This is a genomic window from Bacillus sp. DWP3-1 (assembly GCF_049896565.1).
Lineage (GTDB): Bacteria > Bacillota > Bacilli > Bacillales > Bacillaceae > Bacillus.
Genome location: NZ_JAFCUN010000005.1, coordinates 127,998 through 151,290 on the forward strand (window position 1 = coordinate 127,998; position 23,293 = coordinate 151,290).

At 38.5% G+C, this 23,293-nt stretch carries 30 protein-coding genes; 23 read left to right on the top strand and 7 right to left on the bottom strand.

Annotation, left to right across the window (positions count from 1 at the left end; translation table 11 throughout):
- Positions 1-129: 129 nt before the first annotated feature.
- Positions 130-975 carry a TetR/AcrR family transcriptional regulator gene (locus ACP7A0_RS12345; RefSeq protein WP_426005290.1) on the bottom strand — a complete coding sequence of 282 codons (846 nt, stop codon included), beginning with the start codon at positions 973-975 and terminating at the stop codon, positions 130-132.
- 131 nt (positions 976-1,106) lie between these two features.
- On the opposite strand from ACP7A0_RS12345, the gene ACP7A0_RS12350 reads away from it, so the two are divergent.
- Positions 1,107-4,331: an efflux RND transporter permease subunit gene (locus ACP7A0_RS12350; RefSeq protein WP_106157117.1), complete on the top strand. Its 3,225-nt coding sequence runs from the start codon at positions 1,107-1,109 to the stop codon at positions 4,329-4,331.
- Positions 4,332-4,560: 229 nt separating this feature from the next.
- Here the strand turns inward: ACP7A0_RS12350 and ACP7A0_RS12355 are convergent, their stop codons facing one another.
- Positions 4,561-5,514 (bottom strand): nucleoside hydrolase, encoded by a 954-nt coding sequence (locus tag ACP7A0_RS12355; protein WP_426005293.1) that lies wholly within the window; start codon positions 5,512-5,514, stop codon positions 4,561-4,563.
- 181 nt (positions 5,515-5,695) lie between these two features.
- On the opposite strand from ACP7A0_RS12355, the gene ACP7A0_RS12360 reads away from it, so the two are divergent.
- Positions 5,696-6,604: a diacylglycerol kinase gene (locus ACP7A0_RS12360; RefSeq protein ID WP_034664632.1), complete on the top strand. Its 909-nt coding sequence runs from the start codon at positions 5,696-5,698 to the stop codon at positions 6,602-6,604.
- A gap of 60 nt (positions 6,605-6,664) precedes the next feature.
- Positions 6,665-8,041, top strand: coding sequence for a 23S rRNA (uracil(1939)-C(5))-methyltransferase RlmD (gene rlmD / locus ACP7A0_RS12365; protein ID WP_426005295.1), 1,377 nt, complete (start codon positions 6,665-6,667; stop codon positions 8,039-8,041).
- 53 nt (positions 8,042-8,094) lie between these two features.
- Here rlmD and ACP7A0_RS12370 read toward each other — a convergent pair whose 3' ends face one another.
- The 4 genes from ACP7A0_RS12370 to ACP7A0_RS12385 all read right to left on the bottom strand — a co-directional run bounded on the left by ACP7A0_RS12370 (position 8,095) and on the right by ACP7A0_RS12385 (position 11,313).
- The gene (locus ACP7A0_RS12370) at positions 8,095-9,237 is read right to left on the bottom strand and encodes a site-specific integrase (protein WP_144521631.1); all 1,143 of its coding nucleotides are present in this window, start codon (positions 9,235-9,237) and stop codon (positions 8,095-8,097) included.
- A 17-nt stretch (positions 9,238-9,254) separates the two neighbouring features.
- Positions 9,255-9,758, bottom strand: coding sequence for an ImmA/IrrE family metallo-endopeptidase (locus ACP7A0_RS12375; RefSeq protein WP_426005297.1), 504 nt, complete (start codon positions 9,756-9,758; stop codon positions 9,255-9,257).
- Between the two features lie 65 nt (positions 9,759-9,823).
- Positions 9,824-10,756, bottom strand: a complete 933-nt coding sequence (locus ACP7A0_RS12380) for a hypothetical protein (protein WP_426005299.1) — start codon at positions 10,754-10,756, stop codon at positions 9,824-9,826.
- 200 nt (positions 10,757-10,956) lie between these two features.
- Complete coding sequence (locus ACP7A0_RS12385) at positions 10,957-11,313, bottom strand: helix-turn-helix domain-containing protein (protein ID WP_426005301.1); 357 nt, start codon at positions 11,311-11,313, stop codon at positions 10,957-10,959.
- A 162-nt stretch (positions 11,314-11,475) separates the two neighbouring features.
- Here ACP7A0_RS12385 and ACP7A0_RS12390 point away from each other — a divergent pair, with 162 nt between their 5' ends.
- Entirely contained in the window at positions 11,476-11,706 is a 231-nt protein-coding gene (locus tag ACP7A0_RS12390) for a helix-turn-helix transcriptional regulator (RefSeq protein ID WP_426005303.1), read from the top strand.
- A 148-nt stretch (positions 11,707-11,854) separates the two neighbouring features.
- Here ACP7A0_RS12390 and ACP7A0_RS12395 read toward each other — a convergent pair whose 3' ends face one another.
- Positions 11,855-12,187, bottom strand: coding sequence for a hypothetical protein (locus tag ACP7A0_RS12395; RefSeq protein WP_335351294.1), 333 nt, complete (start codon positions 12,185-12,187; stop codon positions 11,855-11,857).
- 67 nt (positions 12,188-12,254) lie between these two features.
- Here ACP7A0_RS12395 and ACP7A0_RS12400 point away from each other — a divergent pair, with 67 nt between their 5' ends.
- From ACP7A0_RS12400 to ACP7A0_RS12490, 19 genes are all read left to right on the top strand, one after another.
- On the top strand, positions 12,255-12,584 hold the full coding sequence (locus ACP7A0_RS12400; RefSeq protein WP_426005306.1) for a hypothetical protein: 330 nt from the start codon (positions 12,255-12,257) through the stop codon (positions 12,582-12,584).
- Positions 12,581-13,270, top strand: a complete 690-nt coding sequence (locus ACP7A0_RS12405; protein ID WP_426005308.1) for an ORF6C domain-containing protein — start codon at positions 12,581-12,583, stop codon at positions 13,268-13,270. Before ACP7A0_RS12400 ends, ACP7A0_RS12405 begins: the two co-directional genes overlap by 4 nt.
- 65 nt (positions 13,271-13,335) lie before the next feature.
- On the top strand, positions 13,336-13,905 hold the full coding sequence (locus ACP7A0_RS12410) for a helix-turn-helix domain-containing protein (RefSeq protein ID WP_426005310.1): 570 nt from the start codon (positions 13,336-13,338) through the stop codon (positions 13,903-13,905).
- The gene (locus ACP7A0_RS12415) at positions 13,902-14,180 is read left to right on the top strand and encodes a YqaH family protein (RefSeq protein ID WP_426005312.1); all 279 of its coding nucleotides are present in this window, start codon (positions 13,902-13,904) and stop codon (positions 14,178-14,180) included. The genes ACP7A0_RS12410 and ACP7A0_RS12415 overlap by 4 nt, the downstream gene beginning before the upstream one ends.
- 204 nt (positions 14,181-14,384) lie before the next feature.
- Positions 14,385-14,564 (top strand): hypothetical protein, encoded by a 180-nt coding sequence (locus tag ACP7A0_RS12420; RefSeq protein WP_426005314.1) that lies wholly within the window; start codon positions 14,385-14,387, stop codon positions 14,562-14,564.
- 2 nt (positions 14,565-14,566) lie between these two features.
- Positions 14,567-15,517: a YqaJ viral recombinase family protein gene (locus ACP7A0_RS12425; protein ID WP_426005316.1), complete on the top strand. Its 951-nt coding sequence runs from the start codon at positions 14,567-14,569 to the stop codon at positions 15,515-15,517.
- Entirely contained in the window at positions 15,517-16,356 is an 840-nt protein-coding gene (locus ACP7A0_RS12430) for a recombinase RecT (RefSeq protein ID WP_426005318.1), read from the top strand. The genes ACP7A0_RS12425 and ACP7A0_RS12430 overlap by 1 nt, the downstream gene beginning before the upstream one ends.
- Positions 16,357-16,517: 161 nt before the next feature.
- Positions 16,518-17,177 carry a DnaD domain protein gene (locus ACP7A0_RS12435; RefSeq protein WP_426005320.1) on the top strand — a complete coding sequence of 220 codons (660 nt, stop codon included), beginning with the start codon at positions 16,518-16,520 and terminating at the stop codon, positions 17,175-17,177.
- Complete coding sequence (locus ACP7A0_RS12440; protein ID WP_426005478.1) at positions 17,116-18,012, top strand: DnaA ATPase domain-containing protein; 897 nt, start codon at positions 17,116-17,118, stop codon at positions 18,010-18,012. The genes ACP7A0_RS12435 and ACP7A0_RS12440 overlap by 62 nt, the downstream gene beginning before the upstream one ends.
- A gap of 270 nt (positions 18,013-18,282) precedes the next feature.
- Entirely contained in the window at positions 18,283-18,729 is a 447-nt protein-coding gene (locus tag ACP7A0_RS12445) for a YopX family protein (protein WP_426005322.1), read from the top strand.
- Between the two features lie 118 nt (positions 18,730-18,847).
- Positions 18,848-19,282: a DUF1064 domain-containing protein gene (locus ACP7A0_RS12450; protein ID WP_426005324.1), complete on the top strand. Its 435-nt coding sequence runs from the start codon at positions 18,848-18,850 to the stop codon at positions 19,280-19,282.
- On the top strand, positions 19,266-19,421 hold the full coding sequence (locus ACP7A0_RS12455) for a hypothetical protein (protein WP_186300500.1): 156 nt from the start codon (positions 19,266-19,268) through the stop codon (positions 19,419-19,421). Before ACP7A0_RS12450 ends, ACP7A0_RS12455 begins: the two co-directional genes overlap by 17 nt.
- Positions 19,422-19,496: 75 nt before the next feature.
- Positions 19,497-19,697, top strand: coding sequence for an XtrA/YqaO family protein (locus ACP7A0_RS12460; protein ID WP_426005326.1), 201 nt, complete (start codon positions 19,497-19,499; stop codon positions 19,695-19,697).
- Between the two features lie 14 nt (positions 19,698-19,711).
- Complete coding sequence (locus ACP7A0_RS12465) at positions 19,712-19,963, top strand: hypothetical protein (protein ID WP_426005328.1); 252 nt, start codon at positions 19,712-19,714, stop codon at positions 19,961-19,963.
- Positions 19,960-20,208 carry a hypothetical protein gene (locus ACP7A0_RS12470; protein ID WP_426005330.1) on the top strand — a complete coding sequence of 83 codons (249 nt, stop codon included), beginning with the start codon at positions 19,960-19,962 and terminating at the stop codon, positions 20,206-20,208. The genes ACP7A0_RS12465 and ACP7A0_RS12470 overlap by 4 nt, the downstream gene beginning before the upstream one ends.
- 219 nt (positions 20,209-20,427) lie before the next feature.
- Entirely contained in the window at positions 20,428-21,495 is a 1,068-nt protein-coding gene (locus ACP7A0_RS12475) for a hypothetical protein (protein WP_284553696.1), read from the top strand.
- Positions 21,496-21,526: 31 nt separating this feature from the next.
- Complete coding sequence (locus tag ACP7A0_RS12480) at positions 21,527-21,709, top strand: hypothetical protein (protein ID WP_284553695.1); 183 nt, start codon at positions 21,527-21,529, stop codon at positions 21,707-21,709.
- A 6-nt stretch (positions 21,710-21,715) separates the two neighbouring features.
- The gene (locus ACP7A0_RS12485) at positions 21,716-22,435 is read left to right on the top strand and encodes a hypothetical protein (protein WP_426005332.1); all 720 of its coding nucleotides are present in this window, start codon (positions 21,716-21,718) and stop codon (positions 22,433-22,435) included.
- A gap of 104 nt (positions 22,436-22,539) precedes the next feature.
- Positions 22,540-23,262, top strand: a complete 723-nt coding sequence (locus tag ACP7A0_RS12490) for a hypothetical protein (protein ID WP_284553693.1) — start codon at positions 22,540-22,542, stop codon at positions 23,260-23,262.
- Positions 23,263-23,293: the final 31 nt, after the last annotated feature.

Consider the following 23,293-nt stretch of genomic DNA (forward strand, 5'->3'; position numbering starts at 1 on the left):
GGTCTTATCATAGATTCAGACCACCGCCGTATATCAATTCGGAGATTCTTTTCTTATAATGAAGTATAAGCGAAAGTGCACATTCGAAGGGGGATAAAGGTGAATTAACCGGAAAAACAGCACGTAAAATTATTGAAGAAACAGCTTCAATTGTTCCACTACTTTTAAGACAGCAGGGTCCTCACACTTTTCTAAATTCGTCAGCATCCCTTGAATGACTGGCTTACGAGGCTCAGCTTTCACCAGTTCTTCTTCAATGACTTCAATGGATACAAGGGTATCATCAGAAAGCAGATGCTCAAGCTTTAACAAACGAAGCTCCACTTGAAGGGAAGCAGCACTCGGCGCTTCATCGTCCCAAATGGTCTGCTTCAGGATCGGTTTCGTCTGAGAACGAAGCAAGCCTTGGACCAAATCATCGAATCGTTCGAGTATAAAGGAAGAAAGCTCATCAAATGATAATTGCATCTGATCTTGTAAAAGCAGGACCTGCACATACGATTGAATGATTCCTTGAATCATGACTGACAGGTCAGTTATATATGGTTCGATCTCCTGTCCATAAGTGGTCAAGATGGAAATTTGAATTTCATCATTCATTTGCTTTTTCACTGTTTTTGAATACTTTTTAATTTGCTGGTTTTCTGGAATAATGTTCTCGCTGAGGATCAAAATGATAAAATCCTTGTTCTCAGCAAAATGCTGAAACTGTTCAGCGATTTGTTTCTGGAAGATCTTTCTCGGCGCGAGATGCTGATTCTCTTTTCGAATCGTTTCAATACTTTGCATAGACGTGTCGATATAATATTCAAAGGCTCGATTGAAAAGCTGTTCTTTTGATTTGAAATGTAAATAAAATGCGCCTTTTGATATTCCGCACTCATCTGCAATTTCCTGAATGGTCGTAGAAGAAAAACCCTTTTTCGCAAACAACTGTATGCTTGCTTTAATGATTTTTTCTTTTTTTTCGTTCATGAAATAAGGCCCCTTCAGCTTTAGAATGTTACGTCAAACGCAAGTGAAATGGTTGACGGCATTGTATATCACCGTTTATTATGATATAGAATGACCAGTCAGTCAATACATAAAGGAAAATGGAGGACATAATGAATTCGATCATCAATTTTGTATTAAAGAATAAGTTCGCTGTATGGCTCATGACGATTATCGTAACAGTTGCTGGTCTATATGCCGGATTGAATATGAAACAAGAATCAATCCCGAATATCAACACTCCAGTCATTACGGTTTCTACAACGTATCCTGGCGCAACGCCGGACGAAGTATCAGATAAGGTGACCGACCCAATTGAGAAGTCTATTCAAAACCTCAACGGAGTCAATGTGGTCACATCCAATTCATTTGAAAATGCCTCATCTATTCAAGTCGAGTACGACTATAACAAAGACATGGATGAAGCAAAGAAGGAAATTGAAGATGCGATTAGCAATATCAATTTTCCGGAAAATGCAGAAAAACCAAAAATTGCACGCTTTAGCATCAACGCGATTCCAATCTTAGCACTCAGCGTCTCTGGTGATAAAGAATCACTAGAAGACCTTACACAGAAAGTAGAAAACGACCTTGTTCCTTCTCTTGAAGGATTAAACGGTGTCTCTTCTGTCGAAGCTTCAGGACAGCAAATCAAAGAAGTAGAATTTTCTTTTAAACAAAAGAAATTGAAAGAATACGGTTTAGATGAAGAAACCGTCCAAAACATGATCAAAGGCTCTGATGTCAACGTACCATTAGGTCTATACACATTCGGCAACAAACAAAAATCAGTTGTCGTGGACGGCAATATTTTAAGCGTCAAAGATTTGAAAAACATGCGAATCCCTGTCACACCAAGTGCAAGCGGCGGTGCGGGAAGCGCTGGAGCTGGGGCACCATCCAGCGGCACTGAAAACCCAGGTGCGCAAGGTGCAGAGCAGCAGGCTGGAAATGCTAGTCAGCAGCAAGCAGCAGCTCAGCAGCAAACTGGTGGAGGAGCAGCAAGCGGTCAATCTGTAGAGCTGCCAACAATCAAGCTTTCTGAAATTGCGGATATTAAAGTAGTAAAAGATGCAGAATCGATCTCTAGAACGAATGGAAAAGACAGCATCGGTCTGCAAATTGTCAAAGGCTCTGATGCCAATACCGTGAGTGTGGCAGAAGAAGTGACAAAAGAGCTTGAGAAATTCAAAAAAGACAACAAAGGAATCAAAGTAAGCACGACATATGATCAAGCAGAGCCGATTAAAGAGTCTGTCAGCACAATGCTAAACAAGGCAATCATCGGAGCAATCTTTGCGATCATTATCATTATGTTGTTCCTTCGAGATATCAAATCAACATTAATTTCGGTCATCTCCATTCCGTTATCTCTGTTGATTGCTGTTTTATTATTAAATCAGTTGGATATTACATTAAATATCATGACACTTGGTGCCATGACCGTCGCCATTGGGCGTGTGGTCGATGACTCGATTGTGGTCATAGAAAATATCTATCGACGAATGGCGTTAAAGGATGAACCGTTAAAAGGCAAAGCACTCGTCAGAGAAGCCACAAAAGAAATGTTTATCCCGATCATGTCTTCGACGATTGTGACGATTGCGGTATTCTTACCGTTAGCATTAGTAGGTGGAATGATTGGTGAACTATTCATCCCATTTGCCCTAACGATTGTGTTTGCTTTACTTGCTTCACTGCTTGTCGCCATTACGATTGTTCCAATGATGGCACACAGTCTATTTAAAAAGGACCTGTACGGCACAGCGAAAAAAGTAAAAGAGCATAAACCAAGCAAGCTTGCTGGCGGTTATAGACGTGTACTCAATTGGACACTGAACCATAAATGGATCACATCAGGAATTGCCATTCTTATGCTCGTCGGAAGCTTATTCTTAGCACCACTTGTCGGTGTCAGCTTCTTACCACAGCAAGCAGATAAGACGGCGATGGTAACATATACACCTGAACCTGGACAAACGAGAGAACAAGCAATCGATGAAACGAAAAAAGCAGAAGAATACTTGATCAAACGTGACCATGTCAATACTGTTCAATATTCACTAGGTTCTTCAAATGCGCTTACAGCAAGTGTAGGCGGCAACTCGAACGGTGCGTTATTCTTCGTACAATATGATGAAGACACGCCAAACTTTGATAAAGAAAAAGATAAAGTGGTCAAAGCCCTGCAGGATAAAACGTCTAAAGGGGAATGGAAATCACAAGACTTCTCATCTGCTGGTGCAAGCAATACAGTAACGTACTATGTCTACGGTGACAAAGTAAGCGATATTGAAGGCACAGTAAAAGATGTCGAGAACATCTTAAAAGATGAGAAAAACCTGAAAAATGTCAGCACAAGCTTATCTGAGAAATATGACGAATATACGTTTAATGCAGATCAAGAAAAACTGGCGAAGCTGGGTCTAACTGCTTCACAAATCGCTCAAGCGATTGCTCCCCAAAATAGTGAAACAACACTGACGAAAGTCACAGAGGACGGCAAAGAACTTGATGTGAAGCTTCAAACCGAAAAAGACGAATATAAGAGCAAAAAAGATTTAGAAAATAAAAAGATCACAACACCAACAGGACAAGAAGTCCGGATTGGTGATGTCGTAAAAGTAAAAGATGGTACGACAGCAAATACGGTGACAAAACGTGATGGAAAAATCTACGCAGAAGTGTCTGGTGACATGACAACAGACAATGTCTCAAGTGTGACACAGGATGTTCAGAAGAAAGTCGACAAGCTTGATGTGAAGTCTGGCGTAACGATTGACACAGGCGGCGTAAGTGCGGATATTGAGGAATCCTTTACACAGCTTGGACTTGCAATGCTTGCAGCGATTGCCATTGTGTACCTCGTTCTCGTCATCACATTTGGCGGAGGTCTTGCACCATTTGCGATTCTGTTCTCACTTCCATTTACGATTATTGGCGCACTCGTAGGATTGTTTTTAGCAAAAGAAACCATCAGCTTAAATGCCATGATTGGATTGCTCATGCTGATCGGAATTGTTGTGACAAATGCCATTGTGTTGATTGACCGCGTCATTCATAAAGAAAAAGAAGGTCTTTCAACAAGAGAAGCTTTACTTGAAGCAGGAACAATAAGATTACGTCCAATCTTAATGACTGCACTTGCGACGATCGGTGCACTGCTGCCACTCGCATTAGGATTTGAAGGCGGAAGCCAGATCGTATCAAAAGGACTTGGCGTGACCGTGATCGGCGGTTTAACAAGTTCTACACTTCTCACATTGGTCATCGTCCCAATCGTGTATGAAATTTTAAGCAAGTTCAGACGTAAGAAAAAGTACGCTGAAGAAGAATAAGAGGGAGCCCCGCTCATTGGCGGGGCTTTCAGCGTGTAGACAAACCCTCGCATTCCTTGTCAGTCCTGTGCTCCGGTGCTCACGAATGTTCAATTCGCTCCGCTCCGGTGCTCGTCCTTCCTAGACTTCAAAGTTTTCTATCACGCTGAAAAAAGACAAAGGACTAAAATAAAGATCATTTTAGCCCTTTGTCAATAATCTGGAATCCCCGCTCATTGGCGGGGATTTTTTATGTTGAAATCTGACAAACAGCTTTTCTCATGAGCTCTTCAAATGCTTGGAAAAAGGCATCACGATCGACATGGTCAATCACTTGTATTGACTTTCCTTCTGGATGCTCTTCGGTACGTCCTTGCTTTGGCGTCTCGGTATAAACGATCGCGCTCACTTCCTTTGAATGGGTAAATGATGAAGAAGCAAGAGTCATCGTTGTCAGCACGTCCCATAGGTAATAGGTCGAATTCGTTTCATGATGAATGAGCGGTGGACAAAAGGCGTAGCACTGACCAATAAAATCAATTCCAATGTGAGAACGAAGGGAAGCCCAGCGCTGACGCACATCAAGTGTAAGCGGAACTTGATTCGTGCTTTCAAGTGCGACCATTTCAATAGGAAAGCGTTCCTGGAAGACAGTGCTGACAGCATAAGGGTCCCAAAATGCATTCCATTCTGCTGTCCCATCATGCTCGGGTTCCTCAACATTGCCTTTTTCAAGAAACGTACCGCCCATCCACACCAATTTCTCAATTTGATTAGAGATTGAAGGATCTTCTTCTAAGGCGCGTGCAAGGTCTGTGAGTGGGCCTGTAAAGAGCAGCGTGACAGGTTCTGCTGCCTTTTTAACGGTTTCGATTAAATGAAGGTGTGCTGGAAGCTTGGACACTTTTGTATCTACAATGCCTTTCTCGTTTAGAATAGGTAAGGCATCTACATAAAAAGTATGCATGCGCCACTCTTTCGGAAAAGGATTGACGCCTCTAGAATTTGAAGCAGCGATTTCAATTTCATAGGGGCTAAATCGATCAATGATTTTTTGAGACGCACTGAGAGCAGGCTCTAAATAACAATCAGCAGGAATCACAGATGTCCCGATCACTTTCAGATGTTCCATTTGAAGGAGAAGAAATAACGAGACGAGGTCATCAACACCGCCATCATGATTAAAATAGACAGGCTTTTTCATCGCATACCATCCTTTAGAGCGTTTTCTTTTATCTTATCAGAATGCTTTCTTGTTGAGTGAAATGTGGCAGGAGATTTCTCATATTAGCTGGTTGTTCTGTTGCCATTTTCAAATCTCATAGTATAATTAAAGGTTGTTAGTGGTGAAAATAGATTGCATAATGAATATAGGATGATGATGAATGAAACGTGCTCGAATTATATACAATCCGACATCTGGGCGTGAACTCTTCAAGAAGAATTTGCCGCAGGTTTTGCAAAAATTTGAACAAGCTGGCTATGAAACATCTTGTCATGCAACCACATGTGCAGGAGATGCGACACAAGCAGCTGAAAAAGCTGCACAGAGAGACTTTGATTTAATTGTAGCAGCAGGTGGAGACGGCACGATCAATGAAGTCGTCAACGGACTAGCACCGCTTGAAAAAAGACCAAAACTAGGAATCATTCCTGTTGGAACAACAAATGACTTCGCAAGAGCACTTGGCATTCCACGAGAAGGTGTTTTAAAAGCGACAGATGCCATTATTGATGGTGTAGCGAAGCCGCTTGATATCGGTAAAGTCAACGGCCATTATTTTATTAATATTGCAGGCGGCGGCCGGTTAACAGAGCTCACTTATGAAGTGCCTAGTAAGCTGAAGACAATGCTTGGACAGCTTGCTTATTATTTAAAAGGCATGGAGATGCTTCCTTCTATCCGCCCGACAGAAGTCGAAATTGAATATGACGGCAAATTGTTTCATGGAGAAATCATGCTGTTTCTTGTTTCACTCACAAATTCAGTAGGCGGCTTTGAAAAGCTAGCGCCAGATTCCATTTTAGATGATGGAATGTTTGACCTGATTATTTTAAAGAAGGTCAATTTAGCAGAAGCCATTCGAGTAGTCAGCCTTGCACTGCGAGGCGAGCATATTCATGATAACAATGTCATCTACGCAAAAGCGAATCGCGTGAAGGTAGATGTAAAAGATAAAATGCAATTAAATTTAGATGGCGAATTCGGCGGCATGCTGCCAGGTGAATTTGAAAACCTGTATCGTCATATTGAGTTTATAGTGCCAAAAGCAACAGCTGAAAAAATAGGGTAGAGATTGAACTTGGTTCCTTATGGCGCCAAGTTTTTCTTTGCAAATGAGGTGATAAAATTGGTGAAAATGAAACCGCCTGTTGAAAAGAATGAATACTACAATGTAACCTTCGAAGACTTAACGCACGAAGGTGCAGGTGTAGCGAAAATTGAAGGGTTCCCTGTCTTTGTACCGAATGCCCTGCCTGACGAACAAGGGAAAATCAAAGTCACACGTGTGAAAAAAGGATTTGCTTTTGGACGACTCATGGAGCTGACAAAGGAAAGTCAGCACAGGCAAGATGCGCCATGTCCTATCTACAAGCAGTGCGGAGGCTGTCAAATTCAGCATATGAGCTATGAAGGCCAGCTGCTATTTAAACAGAAACAAGTAAAGGACGTTTTAGAGCGGATCGGCAAGCTTGATATGAGCCGTGTAAAAGTTCATCCTGTACTCGGCATGGAAGTCCCTTGGAATTACCGAAACAAAGCACAAGTTCCAGTTGGCGAACGGGAAGGCGGACTTGTTGCAGGATTTTATCAGCAGCGTACCCATGAAATCATTGATATGGAAAAATGTTTGATTCAGCAGTCAGAAAATGACGAAGTGGTACAGGCAGTAAAAGACATATGCAATGCGTTTGGCATCAAAGCATATAACGAAGAGCGGCACAAAGGCTGGCTGCGTCATGTGATGGTTCGCTACGGTATTGCAACAGGTGAAATGATGGTTGTGTTTGTCACAAGAACGGCTGACTTTCCGCAAAAGCAGCAGGTGATTGAGCAGATTATAGCACGCTTCCCACACGTTCGGTCAATTGTGCAAAACGTGAATTCTAAGAAAACAAATGTCATTTTCGGAGACGAAACGACTGTTTTATGGGGAGAAGAATACATTTATGACACGATTGGCGACATCAAATTTGCCATTTCAGCCCGCTCGTTTTATCAAGTGAACCCAGCCCAAACTAAGGTGCTTTACGACAAAGCGCTTGAATATGCCGAGCTGCAAGGAGAAGAAACCGTGATTGATGCGTATTGCGGAATCGGTACGATTTCCTTATTTCTCGCCCAAAAAGCAGGCAGAGTATATGGCGTAGAAATTGTGCCAGAAGCAATTGAAGACGCAAAACGCAACGCTGCCTTAAATGAGATCAACAACGTCGAATTCGCAGTCGGCGAAGCAGAAACCGTCATCCCAAATTGGTATAAAGAAGGCATCAAAGCAGACACCCTCGTCGTCGATCCGCCAAGAAAAGGCTGTGACGAAGCACTGCTTGATACGATTTTAAAGATGAAACCAAATCGAGTTGTTTACGTGTCCTGTAATCCAGGAACGCTTGGTCGTGATTTGCGTATTCTTGAAGATGGCGGGTATGTGACAGAGGAAGTGCAGCCTGTGGATATGTTTCCGCATACGAGTCATGTGGAGTGTGTGGCGTCTTTATCCCTTAAATAATAAGGTTTGGGAAGCCATGAAAGCGCAATTGACCACATTTTGACCACTTAGCCTTATAATTTCATGTAATCACCAAATTTTTGTGCTGTTCTTGCTTTGATTTTTGGAGTTACATGAGCGTAAATATCACCAGTCATTTTAATAGATGAATGGCCAAGGCGTTCTTGAACTTCTTTTAACGATACACCAGCTTCTAATAATAACGTTGCGTGAGTGTGACGGCAGTCATGAATACGTATTTTTGGTAGAGCGGCTTCTTTAGTCGCTCTATTGAAGTTTTCAGTTAAGGTACGAGGATAAATCGGTCTGCCATCTTGTCTAGCGAAAATAAGATCCTGATCATCATATAATTTTCCTAAACTCATTTTTACTTCAAGTTGCTTAATACGATAAGATTTCAAACATTCGACTAGGTAATCTTCAATTGTAATATCTCTTTCCGATGATTCTGTTTTCAATGTCCCGAAACGGAAGCCTTCGTCATCATATATCAAATTTCTTCTTACGTGAATTGTACTATCATCAAAATCAACATCTTCCCATTTAAGCCCGAGAAGTTCACCGCGCCTCATGCCAGTGTAAAGGGCAGTTGTGAAAATAGCATGATACACAGGTGCTGTCACAAACTTAGCCACGTTTAAAAATTTGTTTACTTCTTCCCTTGTCCAAGTAACGTATTTTCTTCTACGCCCACGAGGTACCTTTACTTTGTCTAGAGGGTTTTTATTAATCAACTCCCAATCAACCGCTTTTTCCATGCATCCATACAGAACAGCAAATATATATTCTATATATCTTTCAGAAAGTCCCTCTTCTAATAACTTTGCAATAAAATGTTCAATATGTGCTGGTTTGATCTCGTTTAATTTGAAATGGCCCAGCAAAGGTATTATTTTGTTTTTAACTACTCTGCGGTAATTTTTGAAAGTTGTTTCCTTTACTTTTCTTTTTGCAACTAGATCCAACCATTTTTCTACATGTGATGAAAGAAGAACGTTACTATCTAAAATAAAAGTATTTTTATTGATCTGGTTTTCAAGTTCGTTGGCAACGACCTCAGCTTCTTTTTTTGTTTCAAATCCTCTACGCGTAACCTGTTTTCTTTTACCAGTGATAGGGTCTTTTCCTAATTCAATTGTAAAAGAGTATGTGTAGCCTTTTTTATTCTTCGCTGGAACCTTTCTAAAGTAAGCCATGTTATATAGTCTCCTCCTCAATTAATTTGTTTTAAAGTGTTTTCATATAAAGCAAAAGCAAAGCTTTTTCTTCTAAACATTTCTAAGCGGGTGGCGGCAAAAGAATAAGTCACATTAAAGGTGTCACCAATTAGTTTAATTGCTTCAGATTGCAAAGAAGGCAGGTTCAATTTTTGAAGCATAAAGGATGGCACACAGAAATGATACATAAAACTATTAGCCTGATATTCTTGCAATTCTCGAAAGAGCTTGTGCATATCAAACTGGTTGCCATAGTGCTTAATTACATGACACAGTTCGTGACCAAATTCTTCCCATTGTTGTTTTTTGTTTAAACGTTTATCAATGACCATGCTGTAAGATCCATTCACGCAAAAAACGACACTAGGCCTTCTTTCAAAGTGAAGCCATATTTTTAGTGAAGCTGCCATAAGTTCCATATCAATTGCTTCTGGTGTAAGCATATTTAATTTTGTGTAAATCTTCTTCACTTCTTCTTCTAAATGAGATAGTCCTTTCATATAAACACCCCTAAAATGAGAATGTATGTTCTGTTTTTGTTTGAAAAGAAAAGCCTTTTAATAGGCTAATCCTTAATTTTATAAGATTCATTGAATGTGTCAGGAACTGCTAGCTTTGATTGATCTTTATAAACAAAATAAATTCGGGGATCTTCAGCTATTCCGCCGCCTTTAATTCTATTTTTAATATCTAATCCAGCTTCATTAACCCATGATTCTTTTTCATATAAAGACATGGTTTTAAAATTTTCTGATACAAATGCATAAACATGTTCCCAACTGTTAGTCATAGGTTCGATTTTCATTAATAGGCCATCGCTACTGTCTACATATTCTTTAAGGCGATCTTTAGTATTATTCTCTAATTCTTTATTATTTTCTTCTTGTTTTTTCTTATTAGCGGCCTGTTTTTTGTTGAATTCTTTGGCTTCCGCAGCTTCTTTTTCTCTATCTTCCTTTTCGGTTGCTTCTTTTTTTATTTTAGCAGTTTCAATAGCTGCACGTTCTTGTTTTGCGCTTGGAAGGTTGTACGCAACAATAGGTACAACAATTAGTAGTAGTGCTAATAAGTATATTGTAGTTGCAATGATCATCTTTAATTTGTTTTGAGAGCGGAACCCTAGAAGTTTATTTTGCCACTTTCTTTTTTTGAACATCATCTTGATATTATGTTTCTCAATCTGCGCGTAAAAAGGTTTGTCTTCTGTGACTTTTAAAGTGATTTCTTTTTCTCCTAACAATGAAAATTCTGTGCTAAGAGCAAATTTATCTATCTCTACCTCAGAAAATTGTTTCCAGTTATAGGAGACCACATTGTTAACCGCTTCATCTTTTAATAAAAAGATATCAAAACCATCATCATGTACAGATATTTGAATAATATCCAACGTGCCGTATCCTTTAACACTGCCGCTTGTTAAACTTCCTTTTTTTAGACCATGATGGTCTATATATTCTTCGATAATTTGAGTGTGATTCTTTTTCTTCTTTTCACTCATCTGTAAAACACCCCTTTTATCGCTGTAATTTTTACAGTTGAGCAACTATTCAATTGTAGACTCTACTGTAATTTTTACAGTTGAATGGTCGTTCAATTGTAGGTATTACTGTAAAAATTACAGCAGAACCTTCAGCATTAATTAAACTAAATAAAACATATTAATAAATATAAACAAAACAGAATTATTTTTTGTGCTATTTATTTTCTACCCATCTTCTTTTCCTTCTCTTTGATGTAATTGATAAAGTCTATTGTTTGTCTTCTAGCTTCCTCTGAAAAATCAGAGGCTTCATTGAAAGCAATTTGAAGGTCAGGATCAGACTCTATTTTATTAGCATCAATGATTTTGTAACCAGTGTTATCACTTCTGCCAACTAGATAATCAGTTGAAACATTAAAAATCTCAGCAATTTTAATAAGTGTTTCATAATCCGGTCGTCGCTTATTTATCTCATAATGTGCGTATGTTCCTCTAGAAATGCCTATTTTTTTAGCTATTTGTTCTTGAGTAAGATTGTGCTTTTCTCTTAGGGATCTAATTCTGTCACCCAGCATTTTTATTCCTACTTTCAATATCAAAGTTGATTACATTATAACGTAGCAATAAGCTACAAAGAAAAAAAGTAGCGAAAAAGTACAAAAAGTGTTGACTGTAGCAAATCGCTACTGTATTATGTAATTAATAAGTAGCAAATCGCTACAAAAGGAGGTGCTAGTATGAAACCAAGAATATGGCTCTCTAAAATGCGTAAAGATTTAGGTAAGACACAAGAAGAAATTGCTTCAAAAGCAGGCATTAAAAGGCCGTATTATTCGCAAATTGAACTGGGATCTAGAAGTCCGAGTGTGGATGTAGCGAAACGAATCAGTAAAATTATAGGTTGTGATTGGACGATTTTTTTTGCTGTTGATTGTAGCGAAATAGAACAAAAATCAAACACTGCATAATTCAATTTGAAAGGAGCAAGATCATGGGAAACAAAAAAACGTTTCAAGTTGATTCGAAGTTAATTCAATGCACCAAGTGCAAGAAAGATAAGCATATTTTGGATGCTAACTTTTGCACTCGATGCGGATCAAAACTACCTTTGCATTCTTAGAATGGCAAATCTTCATCTGATGTGATGACTTGCTGTCTTACTACTTCTGCTCTTGGATATTCAACATCGATTAGACCTCGTTGGTTGAATAGAGATTCTGAACCACATTTAGGACAAAATGCGTTGTCTGGTTCCAAGATATAAATGTCATCACCAGAGTGGAAAGATACTCCTTCCCCATCTGTGAAATGATCAGTGGCTGTGCATTCATTTCTTAATGGAGACGCACATTTTGTACAGTATACATGGTCTTCTTGCAAATCATTTATTTCTCTTTTGCATCTTAAACAGGATTTAACAAATTTGTTTTCATGTGTAGGTATACCCATTAATTCTCACCACCTTTCAGAGATAATATCGGCTGAAAGGTAGAAAAATCCAATAGGGGGTTATGACGTGCCACAGACAGTTATCACTTTTGATGAAATGACAGCCACCGTGTTTCAAGTTCAAATGCAAAAGCTTTTCCAAGAAGCTTATGAAAAAGGCGTTGAAGACGGTCGAAACAAATATGCTCTTAAACCAGTTTTAACCCGTAAAGAAGCAATGGAAGTGCTTCGATGTAAAGAAACAAAAATGGCAGAGCTTGCAGCCAGATCAGACTTTCCTAAGAATCCGATGCTAGGAAGGAACATACCCACTAAGCAGCTGCTTGAATGGATTGATCTTCATACCGAATGGATGAAAGAAAACACAGATTACTTCAAGAAAGGAGCTACAGCATGAACAACCCACAGTTATTTAAAAATGAAATGTTTGAAGTATCAGCAACAATCGAGAATGACCTAATCATTTTTGATGCTGAACAAGTTGCTAAATCTTTAGGCTTTGTCCAAGAAAAAAATAACAAACAATACATTCGATGGGAACGAGTGAATGAATACCTTCCGAAAAATTCCCCAGAAGTGGGGAAAGGTGATTTCATTCCTGAACCATTTGTGTACAAGCTGGCGTTTAAAGCATCTAACGAAGTTGCAGAACAATTTCAAGACTGGCTGGCAATTGAAGTCATCCCTTCAATTAGAAAAAATGGTCACTTTGGTGTTCCTAAACCTTTAACCGAAAGAGAACAGCGCATTGAGTCTCTTAAACTCTTGTTGGAGACATCACAACGGCAGGATGAAATGTCTAAAAAATTAACCAATCACGAAAAGAAAATCCTTGAATTGAACACCAAAGTGGATGAGCAGATCACACTTGATCATGGTGAACAAAGACGGATTCAAAAAGCCGTTGCTTCTAGGGTTTACAGTTTTACAGAAGATGGATCAGAACGTAAGCGGCTATTCAGCGAACTTCATCGGGAAATTAAAGATCGTTTCGCCGTATCCAGCTATAAAGATTTAAAGAGAAGAGATATGCAAGTTGCTGTGAATTACATTGTTAACTGGGTTCCGCGCAGGGTTTCCTAGACCTGCCGTGTCCCTTCATTAATAAATTTTACCAATAAAAATCGTATAAAGAAGGATGAGAACAAATGAAGAACAGCCCGTATAATCAGCGGAATTTACCTGAAATCATGAGGAGAGTAAGGAAAGAAGCCGGATATTCACAGTATCAGCTAGGCACATTAATTGGAGGGCGTGATCAGAGGAATGTATCAGACATTGAAAATGGTTATGTCAGACCTACACCTGAATTGTGTATCAACTGGTTTAAAGCATGTGAAGCCTATGAACATATTGATCTCGTACACTACATTTTCAAGCTTCACCCAATGGCAGCCGCACCAATTAATCCCGCCCTAAATGATTGTGCTCATAAAGCGCTCATAAATCTTGTTCATGAAATGGAAGATGCCAAACAAGCAACTAAAGAGCTTGCGGAGTGGTTGAACAATACCCGCCCGGGCAAGCATGGTGAGCTTCCCATGCAGGCTATCAAGCAAATATACGACCTGACACAAGCAAACAAAACGCTGATGTACTCAATGTCGAGGGAGTTTGGACTAAGGATAACGGACTTAACTGACAAATGGTCGAAAAAGGCCATTGTCGCAGAGGTAGCAATGCACAAAAGACAGGATAGGGAGGCGGTTCTAGCGTGATTGAAAAACAGTTTTTAAGTGATGACGTTTCGAGAGCAAAGACCAAAATTGATTGTATAAACCAGCTTTTACATCTTGCTCATCAAGAATTACGTGACGGCAATTACGAAGAAGTGGCAAGTATGGCTGGCAGTATTAGAAACATTAGCGAGGATCTTGTACGGATGAATAACAAAGGTCTTTTAGTTAAAGCAGCTGAGTCAATTCAGAAAAAACACGGTGTACGTCTTGAGGTTGTCACACGAACTGAAAGGAGCGAGACAATTGAATATTGAGCATCCGATGGTGACGCAGATTAATAGATTTGGTTATCCGAAGAGTCATTGGAAAGATGAAGCGGAGCGCGATGGCTACGAAGAGGAAGACGATGAAGACAAATAAAAAACCCGCTTGGCATAGCGAGTTTTAAGGTGTACTGCTTCGATTAGGTACCGACAGTATACCAAATCTTTAACAAAAATTCAATGGAGGTATACACGATGTCAAAATTTCAAATCAGCTTTGATCACCGCCGTGAAGCGCAGGAGCGTTTAGAGCAAGTGGGCGGTTGGATCGACTACAAAAAAGGAAAACCCATGTTCAACTTTCCTAATGCTCAAGCGAAACAAAAATACATTCAGCTAGGACAAGCGGCATATCGCCAAAAGGTAGGTATGTAGCCATGCAAGCGAAGGTCCTTTCATCTACAGCTGAAATGTCACGCGAGGAATGGCTTCTCTCTCGTCAGAAGGGAATAGGTGGTTCTGATGCTGCTGTCGTGCTTGGCTTGAGTAAATGGAAAACGCCGTTTGAATTGTGGCTTGAAAAGACAGGGCAAGTCTTGCTGGATGATGAGCAGAGCGACGCAGCTTATTTTGGAACCATTCTTGAAGACATTGTGGCGAAAGAATTTGAGATTAGGAGCGGCAAAAAGGTTCGTAAAAAAAACGCCATTTTACAGCATCCTGAACACTCTATGATTCTAGCAAACATTGATCGGATGATCGTTGGAGAAAAATCCATTCTCGAATGCAAGACTACATCTGCCTATAACGCAAAGGAATGGATAGATGATGAGATTCCCGCCAGTTACATTGTTCAGGTTCAATACTATCTAGGGATTTTAGGTCCTGAATACAAAAAGGGTTACTTTGCTGTACTGATTGGCGGTAATCGGTTTGTTTGGAAAGAGGTTGAGCGGGATGAAGAACTGATTAACATGATCTTTTCATCTGTCGTGGATTTTTGGAATGACCATGTGTTAAAAGGTGTTGCTCCAGCACTAGACGGATCGAGCGCAGCAGAAGAGTTCTTGAAGAAGAAATATGCTGAATCAGATAGCACCAAAATTATTGATCTCACAAGCGCAAATAAAGAGCGCATCCAACACTATCTAAAACTTAAAGCAGACATTGCCACTTTACAAGAGCAAGCAAAAGAGCTTGAGAATCAAATCAAGCAAGAATTGAAAGACGCTGAAACGGGGTTTGTCGGGAAGTATCAAGCAACTTGGAAGCCTGTTGTTTCTAACAGAGTAGACACAAACAAACTGAAAGAGCACTTCCCGGATATTTACCAAAAAGTCATAAAAGAAACGAGATCTAGGCGTTTCGCAATCAAGGAGGTCGAATGATGGCTACTAATCAATCATTAAAAAACAACATTCAGAAACGGCAGAATAACGCAGCGGCACCCGCTTCACAAGGAACATCACTAAAATCATTACTTTCTTCGCCAACAGTCATGAACCGTTTTGAAGAGGTTTTAGGGAAGCGAGCACCACAGTTCACAGCGTCAATTTTAGGTCTATATAGCAGCGAGAAGATGCTTCAAAAAGCGGAACCGATGAGCGTCATTTCATCTGCAATGGTAGCGGCTACGCTTGATCTGCCAGTAGATAAGAACTTGGGTTATGCCTGGATTGTTCCCTACGGTGGAAAAGCGCAATTTCAGCTAGGCTACAAAGGTTATATCCAGCTTGCTTTAAGAACCGGACAATACAAATTTATCAACTGTATTCCTATTCGTGAGGGGGAGCTTCAAAAATGGAACCCTTTGACGGAAGAAATTGAAATAGATTTTGAAAAACGTGAATCAGAATCAGTCATTGGATATGCCGCATATTTTGAGTTGCTAAACGGCTTTAGAAAAACAACATATTGGACCAAAGCAGACGTTGAGAAGCATAAAAAACGTTTCAGCAAGTCCGATTTTGGGTGGAAAAACGATTGGGATGCTATGGCACTCAAAACGGTATTAAAAGCAATCTTGAGTAAGTGGGGCATTTTGTCGGTTGAAATGCAGTCAGCCCTGAAAGAAGACGGAGAAGAACAGCGTGAGCGCATCGACATTACGGATGAAATGCCGGAAACAGAAATCATTGATGCTGATGAAAAGCCAAGCGCAAAAGATGCCGATCCTTTTGATGGCGAAGCGGTTGATATAAAAGATGACGAACTTCCATTCAATTAGAGTGCCTATTCCCTTCTGTTATGTATGGATGACAGAAGGGGCACCCAATAGGTCTGAGTTGTTCCGCAACTATGTCGAGGGTTACATCAAAAGAACTGAGCCAAATTTGCAGCTTGTCCGCATCGACGGAATGACAGCTCTATGCGAAAGGGCGTGAGTAAGTGAACTACCTGAAAGAAATTAACGGCTTTATGAGATTTCTCGAAACAACAGAATTAAAACCTACCACTCAAGCATTGTGGTTTCACTTGATGGATATAAACAACGGTTGCACATGGAAAGAGTGGTTCACGGTGCCAAACAGTCGCCTTTATTCAAGGTTAGGAGTCAGTGAAAAGACTATGATTGAGCACCGGAAAATCTTGATAGAACATGGCCGTATCGAGTACAAGCCTAAAGGTAAATCAGCGGGCAGTTATCGCATCGTAAGTCTTGAGACTAAAGCAAGCATCGCCCCTGTACCTGATGAAGAACCTGAAAAGCCAAAAGAAGAAAAAACAACACGACAGGAGGACAAGCCAATGAACCCATTTGAATTTTACGAAAGCCACTTCGGAGGAACGTTAAACGCCTTCAATGCTGAAAAGATCAATCAAATGATTGATGACCACGGAGAAGAAAAAGTCTTGGAAATCATGAAAGAAGCCGTTGAGAAGGATAGAAAATCAATCAATTGGGTGTCGGCGGTATTGTACAGACCAATCATCAAAGGAGGCAAGCAGGATGCCAAAGGCAACGCTAGACGAAGTGTTTCAAAGAATGAAGGCAAATCTAAAGTCACGCCAATCTTCGGCACCGGTCGTCTCAGAAGAAACGTATGAATGCGATGAGTGCAAAGACAAAGGAATCATTGTTTATCGGATTCACGAGGAAACAGAAAAGCGAATGAAAGATGAAGGCAAACGCTTTGATCTAGCAGCACATGAAATGGTTCGTGAAGATGACTTTCTCGCTGGTAAAGTATGTAGCCCTCAAGATGCGAAGTATTGGAAGACAACCTTTTCCCGCCAGTGTCGATGTGTTGCCGAAAGAGCGGCGCAGAAAACACAAATGCAACTTATGAGTGCTAGCAATATATCTGAACGGTTTAAGAAAATGACTTTCAGTAGTTTTAAAACAGATGGAAAGCCTCAAGTAATCCAAGAAATGCGGGAATGCGCTTTTGAATACGCTAAAGCATTTCAAGATATAAAGAACACTGATGAAAACAGCATTGCTTTATTAGGTCAGTCAGGTGTTGGTAAAACACATCTACTATCAGCTGTTGCCAACGGATTTATTGAAACATATAAAATTCCAGTTCTGTATTTTCCGTACCTTGAAGGAATGACGGATCTTAGAAAAAATTTCGATAAGTTACCAGAGAAGATGGACCTCTTAAAAAACATAGACGTGCTTTTTATTGATGATCTATTCAAATCAAGAACAAACGAAAATGACGAGCTGAAGACATGGCCGTTTTTGCAAATGCAAGAAATTATTAACTATCGTTATCAACATCAAAAACCGATCATGCTTTCATCTGAATTAACATTTGAGGACTTCATACAAATGGATGAAGCATTCGGCACACGACTTTACTCAATGTGTAAGAACTTTGCTGTGACAATTGAAAAGAATATAAAGCTGAATCATCGGCTAGAAGGAGCATTTTAAATGTGTGAAACATGCAATGGCGAGAAAGTCGTCATAAACGAAAATACTTTCATGGCGGGCATCTTCCCTTGTCCTGAATGTAACACCACAGGGCGTAAGCAGAGCCTAAAACCAGTCATCGAAATGTTAGACAGAATGTTAGTCGAAGCAAGGGCGTTGGAAGGAAAGACAGCATGAAGACGATAGTCGCACTAATTACTATAGCCTTCACTGCTAGATTCAGAGAAACGAAGGTCCTGCAATGGTTGCGGGATGACGGGAGGTAAGGGAATGAGAGAAATCAAGTTTAGAGGTAGTCCTATTGAAGATTATGGTGATCTCAAATGGATTGAGGGAGGTATCTACTTAAACCGAGATGACCGGCTTGCGTATATTAACTCTGATGATAGAGGTGTTGTACCCGTACATTGGGAATCAGTGGGGCAATACACTGGATTGAAAGATTCAGAAGGAAATGAAATTTATGAGGGGGATATCATTCATTGTGTTCACTGGTTCTTTAATGGAGATGAAATAGAAGAGAATTTCACTGCTTCAGTAGGGTTTCGAAATGGATCGTTTACATTAGAGAACATTAAAAGCCGTTATTATTCTAATTTTACTGGTGAAGAAAACGGAAAAGGCGTCTGCTGGATTGGTGATATAAATTACTGTGAAGAAGATTACGAAGTCATCGGCAATATCTACGAAAACCCGGAGTTGTTAACAGAAAAATAATGAATCCTAGCATCACTGAACTACTGAAACGAACCAACCTAAACGAATCGGAAAAAGAAAAACTCGTTGCCGAACTGAAAAAGCACTTCCAGCAACGGAAAGCGAGGATCAACAAAACATGTCCAATAAATACGGCGCACGTAAAACGGTAGTAGACGGCATCACCTTCGACAGCAAGGCAGAAGCCAAATACTATGAGCATCTTAAATGGCTCAAGCAAGCCAAACAGATAAAAGACTTTTCATTGCAACCACGCTTTGAGCTTCAAGAAGCCTTTAAGAAACATGACAAGACTTTTCGGAAGATTGAATATATTGCAGACTTCGAAATCACTCATCTGGATGGATCAAAAGAGATAGTTGACATCAAGGGCATGGAAACAAAAGATTTTGCAATCAAGCGAAAGCTGTACGAACGCAAATTCGATACGCCATTAAAGGTTATTGCTTTTGATCGGTCTCTAGGATTCATCGAACTGGATAAACTCAAAAAGCTGAAAAGGAAGGCGGGGAAACCGAAGATTGGAGGGAGAAAACATGAGCGGAAAGCCTAACAACCCATATACTGCGGGTCCAGTCATCGAGTGGAAGATGACTAAAGAAGAGCTAGAGGCATATCTAGCGAAGCATCCTATCGTTTATCGAGAAGAGCTAAAACCGTCACCAACGTTCCAGATGGATAAATGGGCATAAAAAAACACCGAAGCCGCTGCTCCAGTGCTAATTAAAACTGACACTTTAATTATAACACATGGGGGCATGAAGCGGATGAAACCAACTGAAATTAAAGACTTTGATACAACCATTCAAAACGCAATAGAACCTGGTAAGGTCCGCATCATCGTGATTGACGGCAACGAAGGAACCGCCCACATCACAGACGCACCTGAACACGGAAAAACAATCATTCAAACGGCCAAAGGTGCTTTTGCTCGGGTCGATCATGAAATAGGATACAAGATCAAATAATTGGAGGAATCACGATGTTATCAAAAGATCAAGTAAACGTTGAGGACCTTTTGGAGGAGATCAGAAGTTTGAAAAGGGAAATAGAGAAAAAGAATCAGCAGATCGACGGATTCTCAAAGCTTTTCTTAAACGAACTGAATTGGGAGCAGCGTAATTACGAAGCATGTAAAGATGAATTCCACAGAGGCGGATTAGCAGCCATGAAAAACATCGAGAAGCAATATGAATTTGCTTTTATGAAGCGATTGGACGGTGAAAGAGTATGAGTCTACCTAAACACGTTGAACTGTCACAGGCCGTCAAAGCCTGCAAAAACAAAGCGATGACGATAGATGCTGCAGCTGCATATTTAGGCGTGCCGGAATTTTTCATACCAGTGCTTGCTGATAGTTGCCCTGATCTGATCATCGAAGGAAATGTAGTCATGGCAAAGCGTGAGTCAAACGGGCCTGTCATCTTCACGCTGCTGGCTTTCATGTCCTTTATCGTGATAGCTGGGTTGATGCAATGAAAAACATATTTTGTATTGATATAGAGAAAATTTGTGTTAAAACCCCTGAATTTGAGGTTTTTCTTATTTAATTCTACAAAAATATACAATTTGTGTGTAAAATGGAATAAAAAAAGACATGCAGAAGCTTCTACATGCCAGACAAACTATTCCATTAATAATATTGTATAAAATTTATTGTCTTGCTGTAAAGCCTCTTTGTGACAGGAGGACATAAAAATGGGTTCAAGATTTACACTGTTTCATGCACTTCATAAAACAAATAAAAACAAATTGTACGAAATCAGTGAGAAATTTGGTGCTGAATCAAAATTAAATCCAAATGCAGGAAAGACAGAGTTAGTCAAGGAATTAATCCCATTTATTCCCGACTCTGAAGGGGAGCGTATCATTGATGAAACGTTCAATACCCCAAAAACTAAGTATACAGGACACATTGGGAACATAAATGAAAATATGCCTGATGAAATTAATCTAAAAAAAGGGTGTCTGTTATTTAATAGAAAGTCTGACTATAATCAAGAGATTCCTGAATATCAAACCAATCAAAAAGAAGAAATTGAGTTAGTTCTATTAAAAGATAAAGAAGCGACTTTTTATTACACTCTATTTATAAAAGCGCCACAATATGACTATGATTCAATGGAATCTAAAGTGGTAGTCACTTCAAAAAAGATTAGAATCATAGTAAACGTTAACAAAAAAATTGTAACGGTTTTTACTGGGGATAAAGATCTGTTTAATAATGCTCTTTCTGCTTTGACTATTGTTATGGGATTTCCTTTAACTCCATTGGAGCCTAACTTAACTGGTATTTCTGAAGTTGTTAGAGGAAGCTTTTCATTTCATACTGTTAAGGTATTAGACTATGTTTTTCATGGTTTATCAATGTTGGGTACAATAGGTGCTATTAATGAAATAAATTTAGAAACCAGCAATAGGAATAAAAATGTACAAAAAGTTAAAGTTCAAGGTGGAACTAATTTAATAGATGACAAATCTATTTGTGAATATCTTTTCATTTATTCAAGGGACTTAATTGGTTTGAAACTTGATTTGAAATTAAATACTCATAATTTAGACGAGGTTATAAACCTTGATATTGGTATTAGAAGCGCACGAGTTAAAATAGGAATAAAAAAAGGCAAGAATTCGATAGAAAAATTACAGTTTATCTATGAGATTTTAGAGAATAATATCTATAGATATATTAAAGAACATGGTTTGATTAATGAAGAGAAGACTATCCAATTACTTGAAGATATTAGAAAAAAAGCGTTGGAATGATGAAGTAATAATCTAAAATTGAGGTGAAACAATGGGAATTAAATATGGCAGTTTTGATGCTTTAGAAGAACAAGTAAACAATATACTGAATACAAATGCACTTTTGATTTTGATGGGAGAGAAAGGTGTTATTAGTTCTGAAGAATTTGAGGATGCAAAAAACATAGCTTTAGAAGAATTTAAGAAAGAATATCCAGAACTGTTTAAGAGGTAAATAATGATGTTAGAGCAAATATTTAATCAAATAAATATTCAAAATTTTATTGTCTCGATATTGACTAGTGGAATCGTTACTCTTTTGTTTCAATCCTTTGTAAAAGGCGGAATTAATAATTATTTCAACAAAAAAATGGTTAAATTTAAAGATGACATTGCACAATTATCAGAGGAACGAAAACTAGACTTTGATAGAAGAATTCATGATTTTTCATTGTATTCAACTAAAAGGCATGAACTATATCCAGAGTTGTTCAAGCAAGTTTATAGAACAAGTAAATCAATTTTAAATTTAGAGGGGATGTCACATCTATCAAGAACTTTTATCAGGTCTAAATCAGAAATCATCCCTTACTATGAAAGCATCCATTTTCAATTTGATGAAGATTTAAGAAACGAGATTACACTTATATTAGAAATGTGGAATTCAAATGTAGATGAGTGTTTAGAACAAATAAGTTCAATAGTAAAGAAAAATCTTTGTAGTAAGATTTCTCTTGAATTAAAAGAAGCGAACGAGTTTTTTGAACAGAATATCTTATTCTTTTCTGATACGGCAGTAAATAAATTAGAACTATTAATGCCTGCATTATCACTTTTGTTCATGCAAAAGTCGGGTGAGTCTAGTGGGATTAGGCTTGATGAGGAAAAAGTGCAAAATGATATCGATTCATTAGAAGAATTGCTTAAAAGTGAATTGAGTAAAGGTGATTATAGTAAATAATAATTAAAACACTAATCACTTTATAAGAGAGGAAGATTAGCGTTCTTTTTTGTGGAAGTTTACGAATAGTTTAGTTTGATAAAATTATATTAAGGTGGCTTATTATGGGTGTTTTTATTTTCAAATATCTTGAAAATTTTAAAGGGAAGATAAAAAAAAACAAATTTTATGTAGCAATGATAGTAATATTATTTTTTATTCAAATTGTATCAATACTTATCAATGTGTTTATAAATCTTACTTTGTCATATAATTTTTTGGTTTTTTCTATATTTTTATTAATGTATGCATTTATCATACATTCAATATTTAAAATTAACCCCGAATATTCGAAACCGCCTAAAAATATATTTGAATGGTTAGATATTCCGATCCTTTATTATCAAGATCAATTTCTAGATGAAACTAAAAAGAAGAAAATTAATAAAGGAGATATTATGGAAAATCTAGATTACTTCCGTAAACAACTCTTAACATATACTAAACATGATTTAACTAAACTAAGGATGCTTAAGGCATACGTAAGGGCTAAAAACAGTAAGGGGAATTTTGCAATAATTATGCAAACATTAATAGCATTAATCTCAGGTCCGCTATTTGTTTTTGTTATCAGACAAGAAGCTGTTATTAACTACTTTAGCATTCCTGAAGCTAATCAAATTTTGAATAGTATTATGACTTATATATTAATATTCTTGTTATTTGTTTTTGTTTTGATTAACCTCATTTTTCTATTTTCAGGTAATAAAACCAGATTATCTTTTATAGAGGAAATGGTTGAGGTTTGTATAAAAGATATCGAAGAAGAAAAGAACAAATCCAAATAATTTGTGTATTTCTGTATGGTCTCAATGTATT

Coding starts and splice junctions, on each gene's coding strand:
- ACP7A0_RS12345 (WP_426005290.1), bottom strand. CDS start 975: ATGAACGAAAAAAAAGAAAAAATCATTAAAGCAAGCATACAGTTGTTT.
- ACP7A0_RS12350 (WP_106157117.1), top strand. CDS start 1,107: ATGAATTCGATCATCAATTTTGTATTAAAGAATAAGTTCGCTGTATGG.
- ACP7A0_RS12355 (WP_426005293.1), bottom strand. CDS start 5,514: ATGAAAAAGCCTGTCTATTTTAATCATGATGGCGGTGTTGATGACCTC.
- ACP7A0_RS12360 (WP_034664632.1), top strand. CDS start 5,696: ATGAAACGTGCTCGAATTATATACAATCCGACATCTGGGCGTGAACTC.
- ACP7A0_RS12370 (WP_144521631.1), bottom strand. CDS start 9,237: ATGGCTTACTTTAGAAAGGTTCCAGCGAAGAATAAAAAAGGCTACACA.
- ACP7A0_RS12375 (WP_426005297.1), bottom strand. CDS start 9,758: ATGAAAGGACTATCTCATTTAGAAGAAGAAGTGAAGAAGATTTACACA.
- ACP7A0_RS12380 (WP_426005299.1), bottom strand. CDS start 10,756: ATGAGTGAAAAGAAGAAAAAGAATCACACTCAAATTATCGAAGAATAT.
- ACP7A0_RS12385 (WP_426005301.1), bottom strand. CDS start 11,313: ATGCTGGGTGACAGAATTAGATCCCTAAGAGAAAAGCACAATCTTACT.
- ACP7A0_RS12390 (WP_426005303.1), top strand. CDS start 11,476: ATGAAACCAAGAATATGGCTCTCTAAAATGCGTAAAGATTTAGGTAAG.
- ACP7A0_RS12395 (WP_335351294.1), bottom strand. CDS start 12,187: ATGGGTATACCTACACATGAAAACAAATTTGTTAAATCCTGTTTAAGA.
- ACP7A0_RS12405 (WP_426005308.1), top strand. CDS start 12,581: ATGAACAACCCACAGTTATTTAAAAATGAAATGTTTGAAGTATCAGCA.
- ACP7A0_RS12410 (WP_426005310.1), top strand. CDS start 13,336: ATGAAGAACAGCCCGTATAATCAGCGGAATTTACCTGAAATCATGAGG.
- ACP7A0_RS12420 (WP_426005314.1), top strand. CDS start 14,385: ATGTCAAAATTTCAAATCAGCTTTGATCACCGCCGTGAAGCGCAGGAG.
- ACP7A0_RS12425 (WP_426005316.1), top strand. CDS start 14,567: ATGCAAGCGAAGGTCCTTTCATCTACAGCTGAAATGTCACGCGAGGAA.
- ACP7A0_RS12430 (WP_426005318.1), top strand. CDS start 15,517: ATGGCTACTAATCAATCATTAAAAAACAACATTCAGAAACGGCAGAAT.
- ACP7A0_RS12440 (WP_426005478.1), top strand. CDS start 17,116: ATGAAGGCAAATCTAAAGTCACGCCAATCTTCGGCACCGGTCGTCTCA.
- ACP7A0_RS12445 (WP_426005322.1), top strand. CDS start 18,283: ATGAGAGAAATCAAGTTTAGAGGTAGTCCTATTGAAGATTATGGTGAT.
- ACP7A0_RS12450 (WP_426005324.1), top strand. CDS start 18,848: ATGTCCAATAAATACGGCGCACGTAAAACGGTAGTAGACGGCATCACC.
- ACP7A0_RS12455 (WP_186300500.1), top strand. CDS start 19,266: ATGAGCGGAAAGCCTAACAACCCATATACTGCGGGTCCAGTCATCGAG.
- ACP7A0_RS12460 (WP_426005326.1), top strand. CDS start 19,497: ATGAAACCAACTGAAATTAAAGACTTTGATACAACCATTCAAAACGCA.
- ACP7A0_RS12465 (WP_426005328.1), top strand. CDS start 19,712: ATGTTATCAAAAGATCAAGTAAACGTTGAGGACCTTTTGGAGGAGATC.
- ACP7A0_RS12470 (WP_426005330.1), top strand. CDS start 19,960: ATGAGTCTACCTAAACACGTTGAACTGTCACAGGCCGTCAAAGCCTGC.
- ACP7A0_RS12475 (WP_284553696.1), top strand. CDS start 20,428: ATGGGTTCAAGATTTACACTGTTTCATGCACTTCATAAAACAAATAAA.
- ACP7A0_RS12480 (WP_284553695.1), top strand. CDS start 21,527: ATGGGAATTAAATATGGCAGTTTTGATGCTTTAGAAGAACAAGTAAAC.
- ACP7A0_RS12485 (WP_426005332.1), top strand. CDS start 21,716: ATGTTAGAGCAAATATTTAATCAAATAAATATTCAAAATTTTATTGTC.
- ACP7A0_RS12490 (WP_284553693.1), top strand. CDS start 22,540: ATGGGTGTTTTTATTTTCAAATATCTTGAAAATTTTAAAGGGAAGATA.